Origin of the sequence: Nostoc sp. CMAA1605 (assembly GCF_021596505.1) — a bacterium.
Taxonomy (GTDB): domain Bacteria; phylum Cyanobacteriota; class Cyanobacteriia; order Cyanobacteriales; family Nostocaceae; genus Trichormus.
Genome location: NZ_PJIZ01000119.1, coordinates 1 through 4,552, shown reverse-complemented (window position 1 = coordinate 4,552; position 4,552 = coordinate 1). Strand labels below are relative to the sequence as shown.

The following is a 4,552-nucleotide window of genomic DNA, read 5'->3' as shown; positions in this document are numbered from 1 at the left end:
ATATCTTAACTAACCTCCCAACATTACAACAAGCATTGGCAGTCTATCGTTGTCGTTGGGGTATTGAACAAATGTTCAAGGATTATAAAACAAGTGGCTATAACTTGGAAGATACCAAGGTTAATGACACCCGTTTTTTAGCCTTAGTCTTGTTGATTGCCTTAGCTTATAGTTTGGCGACAATGCAGGGGCAACAAATGAAAAAATTAGGCATAGATATCTATGCTGGACGTATCCAATCACACAAAGACCAGACCCCACGCCAGAGTCACTTTAGCTTTGGACTCTACGGACAACGATGGCGTTATGGGATGGAATTATGGGCTGATTGGGTCTTGAGTCTGATTGCCCTCAAACCCCATAAACGACTCTATTTTCAGCGTGGCTTTTATGCCCTCTCCCTTATGCACCAACCTTTATAGGTAGCTTGTCACCCTCTGAGCATAAATAGAAACCTGTAGAAATACTACAGGTTGTTGATAGTTAGATTTTCTTTATTGATTAGGTAGTTGATTCTGGTGACGCTTCTGATTTGTCTGGTTGAGTAAGGGGAAGGCGATGACATCCCGAATACTGGCAGAATCAGTTAATAACATCACTAATCGGTCAATGCCAATTCCTAAACCGCCTGTGGGTGGCATTCCATATTCCAAAGCGGTAAGGAAATCCTCATCTACGCCTTGGGCTTCTAAGTCTCCGGCGGCTTTTTTGGCGGCTTGGGCTTCTAAGCGTTCTCTTGGTCGATGGGATCTGTTAACTCAGAGAAACTGTTAGCAGTCTCCCGTCCGACGATGAATAATTCAAATCTTTCTACTAACCCTGCTTGAGAACGGTGAGGTTTAGCTAGGGGGAAATTTCTACAGGATAATCAATCACAAAGGTGGGCTGAATTAAGGTGGTTTCTACCTTTTCTTCAAAGGCTAAATTCAGCAGTTTACCTATGGATGGGGCTTCATCTACGCCAGGAATACCAGCATTTTTACTTGCTGTTTTGGCTTCTTCCAATGTTTGGAAAGAATTGAAATCTATGCCTGTATATTCTTTGACTAAATCGTGCATTGTTACCCGTCGCCAAGGTGGTGTTAAATCAACACTCTCGCCTTGGTAGGTAAGTTGTAATGTGCCGAGAACTTCTTGGGCGACGGTGGTAATAATACCTTCCGTTAACGCCATCATATCGTTGTAGTCGGCATAGGCTTGGTAAATTTCAATGGAGGTAAATTCGGGGTTATGGCGTGTCGAAATGCCCTCGTTGCGGAAAATCCGCCCTAATTCAAAGACTTTTTCAAAACCACCCACAATTAACCGCTTGAGATGGAGTTCTGTTGCTATTCGCAAATACAATTCCATTTCTAGGGTGTTGTGATAGGTGATAAAGGGGCGCGCATCTGCACCGCCGGCTTCACTTTGTAAGACTGGGGTTTCAATCTCTAGGAAATCACGCTCTTCTAGGTAGCGGCGAATACCTGCTGTGATTTGGGCGCGACGGCGGAAGGTTTGCCGCACTTCGGGGTTAACAATCAAGTCAACGTAGCGTTGACGGTAGCGTTTGGCAACATCCGTTAACCCGTGCCACTTGTCGGGTAGGGGCAGGAGGGATTTAGTGAGGATGCTGTATTGTTTAACGTAGACCGATAATTCGCCCTTTTCTGTCCGTTTAATTGTACCTTTAACTCCCAGGATGTCACCTGCATCTGTGAGTTGTTTAAGGTGATTAAAAGCATCGGCATCAATTTCTGCCATGCTTTCTTGGATACGACTTTTCTCTAGATAAATTTGAATTGTGCCGGTTTCATCTTGCAAGGTGAAGAAAGCCAACTTACCGAAAACGCGACGCGCCATAATGCGTCCAGCAACGGCGACTTCTACATCAACTTCTTCACCACTGGGTAAATCAGCAAATTTTTCTTGTAACTCTGCGGCGTGGTGTGTAGACTCCCAACGGTAGGCGTAGGGGTTACTTCCTAGCTGCTTGAGTTGTTCTACTTTCTCCAGCCTGGCGGCCCGGATATCTTCTTCCGACATGGTAACGAACTATTCAGAGGGCAAGATTAATTTTGACACTCTCCGCCCTAAAAGTGCGGAAATTCTTGGTTCAACGAGTCCACTTAACTTAGACCCCTTGCGGTATCTAAGCCATAGGTGGTTCTCTCCCCAAGCGTTAAGTTCCGGTATGCCCTACCGTACTTGCAAAACTTGCAAAATTTGTTTGAAGTTAAATGCTGTTTGTCTATTACCTGTGAATCTTTTACCTACTTCCAGGTGATACTAGAACTCCGAAGTAGAACCCGCTAGATTCAATTGTCAAGGTGCAGCGTCTGCGTTTTAGGCAGCAAATGGGTTTTTCAAGTGGTTGATTACCCTTCCACATTCCTTATCATAGCAAAAGCCGTTCTACATGGTTACTGAGCTTGTCGAAGTAAGGACGGGGTATTAGACCCAGTTTTTCGATAAATAGGGATTCGGGATTGGGGAGTAGGCATTGGAAATTGAGGAAAAATCTTATGATTTGTTGAGGTGGGGATTTGGAATTGATGCGATCGCTACGATTAAACTAAAATCAAAGCACTATGACACAAACCAAAGTCCGCTTGTGGAATGTAGATGAATATCACCGGATGTTGGAGACAGGTATTATTACCGCCAATGAACGGGTAGAACTAATTGCTGGGCAAGTAATTCCGATGAGTGCGAAAAATCCTCCCCATGCAGCCACAACTTTATGTGCTTCTGATTATCTCAAACGGCTGTTGGCGGAAGTTGCCTTAGTTCGTGTACAAGATCCCGTACAGTTAAGCCAATATTCTGAACCTGAACCAGATATTGCGATTGTTCGCATAGAGCCGCGTAAATACATTGACCACCATCCTACACCTAATGAAGTATTTTTATTAATTGAGGTGGCAGATACAACCCTAGAGACAGATCGTAGACAAAAAGCACCTCTCTATGCTCAAGCGGGAATTAGTGAATACTGGATTTTGGATGTCAATAAATTTCAGGTTTATGTCTTCCGTGAGCCAAGTGGGGGGGGTTACAAGCAAGAATTTATTTTAGGGGAGAATGCAACGCTATCTTTGATTGCTTTGCCAGAGATAGAAGTTGAGATTAGCCAATTATTTCCCTAATTGAATCAAGTGAAGCGATCGCTCCCATTTTATCCCTGCAAGCGATCGCTCGATTTGTTTAATTAATGTGCTGCTTCAATGAATTAAGGCATATCGTGCTAAAGCTGCCTTGATTTTCAAACTGGTAAGTTGTTCTATAGCTTTAATCAAGTTTTCCTGTTCTGGTTGTAAATTCAATGCTTGCAAGGCTTGATGGAAATTATGACCAGAATGCAGTTGATGTTGGAGTTCTTGACGTTGGAAGAGATTTAAAATCGCCGCAATATCTTGATTGCGACGTTGCATCATCCCTTGGAGTTGTTGACGTTCCATTGGTGTCAAATCCAGTCCAGACCAGTTGGGATAATCGGTAATCACATTACTAACAGAGTTAGCAATTTGAACAGCAGGATAAAGTTTCAAGGGTGCAGCCAAGGCAATACTCGGCATCGAGAGGAAAAAAGCCAAAAAAGTAGCTAATAGCGGTATTGATAGCCACTTACGAGAGTTAATTGCCATGATTAGCATTTCCTAGACGGAATTGGATGTTAGTAATCTGCAATTGTGCAGTTAGGAGTCACATTTGAGATTTCCCACTCTTGCAGCAATCAGGACTTATGCAACGAAATTTTTTGTAGTAGGAGGGGTGTGGTACCAATTCAAAATTCAAAATTCAAAATTAAGAAATCCTTATTTAATAAGGGTTGCTTAATTTGTCTCTTTTTGCTGAATTTTGGGGAGTAGTCAGAACTTTGATTTTTCGCTTACATAAGTCTGAAAAGCATCCCTCTAATGCTGAGGCTACACCTGATACGAGAAAAACGGAGTCTCTTAAACAACCATTTTGGGGTAATTGGGGATTAAGGAATGTTGAATAGTTATTTCAATTGCGATCGCTGTGATTGGGTGGAGAAAGATTAATTATCTCTGAAAAACGCGAATATTTTACCAAATCGCTGGGCGGATAATCTGCTGACACGGCAATTAACCCAACTTTGAGATCCTCAAAATAAATCATCCCGCCTATTCGTCCTGCCACCTGGAAAGGGCCATGAAATAGCTGATACTGGGGAATGTGTATCAGGAAGAACCCGTTAATTTTAATGGACTGGCCAAACATTTGCTGACAAGTTTTTTGGACAACAGCATTGAGGTAATCATTAGCAGCTGGCTCACCCAAGTCAGTGAATTCTGGATAATCAGCAAAATTATCCATATAAAATGACCAAATATCAGCAAGTTCCGCCTCATGGGTCAGTTTTTGCTTGAGTTCCTGCAATCGTGCGATTTCCATAGTTTTGCATCTTGGTGAGAAGGGGCAAGTAACACAGCACTCTTAAAAATGTACTACAGCCAGAGCAATACAGTTAGGGCTGACACAATGATACGAAGAATCAAGGGTTTGTCCGAGGGTATAGGGGTGTGGGAGGGGTATAGAGGTGTGT

The 4,552-nt window shown here is 42.9% G+C and carries 4 protein-coding genes and 1 pseudogene; 2 read left to right on the top strand and 3 right to left on the bottom strand.

Annotated features, from left to right (window positions below):
• Positions 1 to 422 (top strand): transposase (locus CV014_RS26410; protein WP_329608454.1); only part of this gene is annotated, 422 nt, incomplete at its 5' end.
• A gap of 79 nt (positions 423 to 501) precedes the next feature.
• On the opposite strand, the pseudogene lysS reads toward CV014_RS26410, so the two are convergent.
• Positions 502 to 2,025: pseudogene (lysS, locus tag CV014_RS26405) on the bottom strand (lysine--tRNA ligase).
• Positions 2,026 to 2,570: 545 nt separating this feature from the next.
• Between lysS and CV014_RS26400 the strand changes: the two are divergent.
• Positions 2,571 to 3,128 (top strand): Uma2 family endonuclease, encoded by a 558-nt coding sequence (locus CV014_RS26400; protein ID WP_236144735.1) that lies wholly within the window; start codon positions 2,571 to 2,573, stop codon positions 3,126 to 3,128.
• A gap of 75 nt (positions 3,129 to 3,203) precedes the next feature.
• Here CV014_RS26400 and CV014_RS26395 read toward each other — a convergent pair whose 3' ends face one another.
• Both CV014_RS26395 and CV014_RS26390 read right to left on the bottom strand, forming a co-directional pair.
• Positions 3,204 to 3,626, bottom strand: coding sequence for a hypothetical protein (locus tag CV014_RS26395; RefSeq protein ID WP_236144734.1), 423 nt, complete (start codon positions 3,624 to 3,626; stop codon positions 3,204 to 3,206).
• Between the two features lie 364 nt (positions 3,627 to 3,990).
• Complete coding sequence (locus CV014_RS26390; protein ID WP_236144733.1) at positions 3,991 to 4,401, bottom strand: hypothetical protein; 411 nt, start codon at positions 4,399 to 4,401, stop codon at positions 3,991 to 3,993.
• Positions 4,402 to 4,552: the final 151 nt, after the last annotated feature.

Bases quoted from the DNA above. Each gene is read 5' to 3' on its own strand.
- CV014_RS26395 (WP_236144734.1), bottom strand. From the start codon at position 3,626: ATGGCAATTAACTCTCGTAAGTGGCTATCAATACCGCTATTAGCTACT.
- CV014_RS26400 (WP_236144735.1), top strand. From the start codon at position 2,571: ATGACACAAACCAAAGTCCGCTTGTGGAATGTAGATGAATATCACCGG.
- CV014_RS26390 (WP_236144733.1), bottom strand. From the start codon at position 4,401: ATGGAAATCGCACGATTGCAGGAACTCAAGCAAAAACTGACCCATGAG.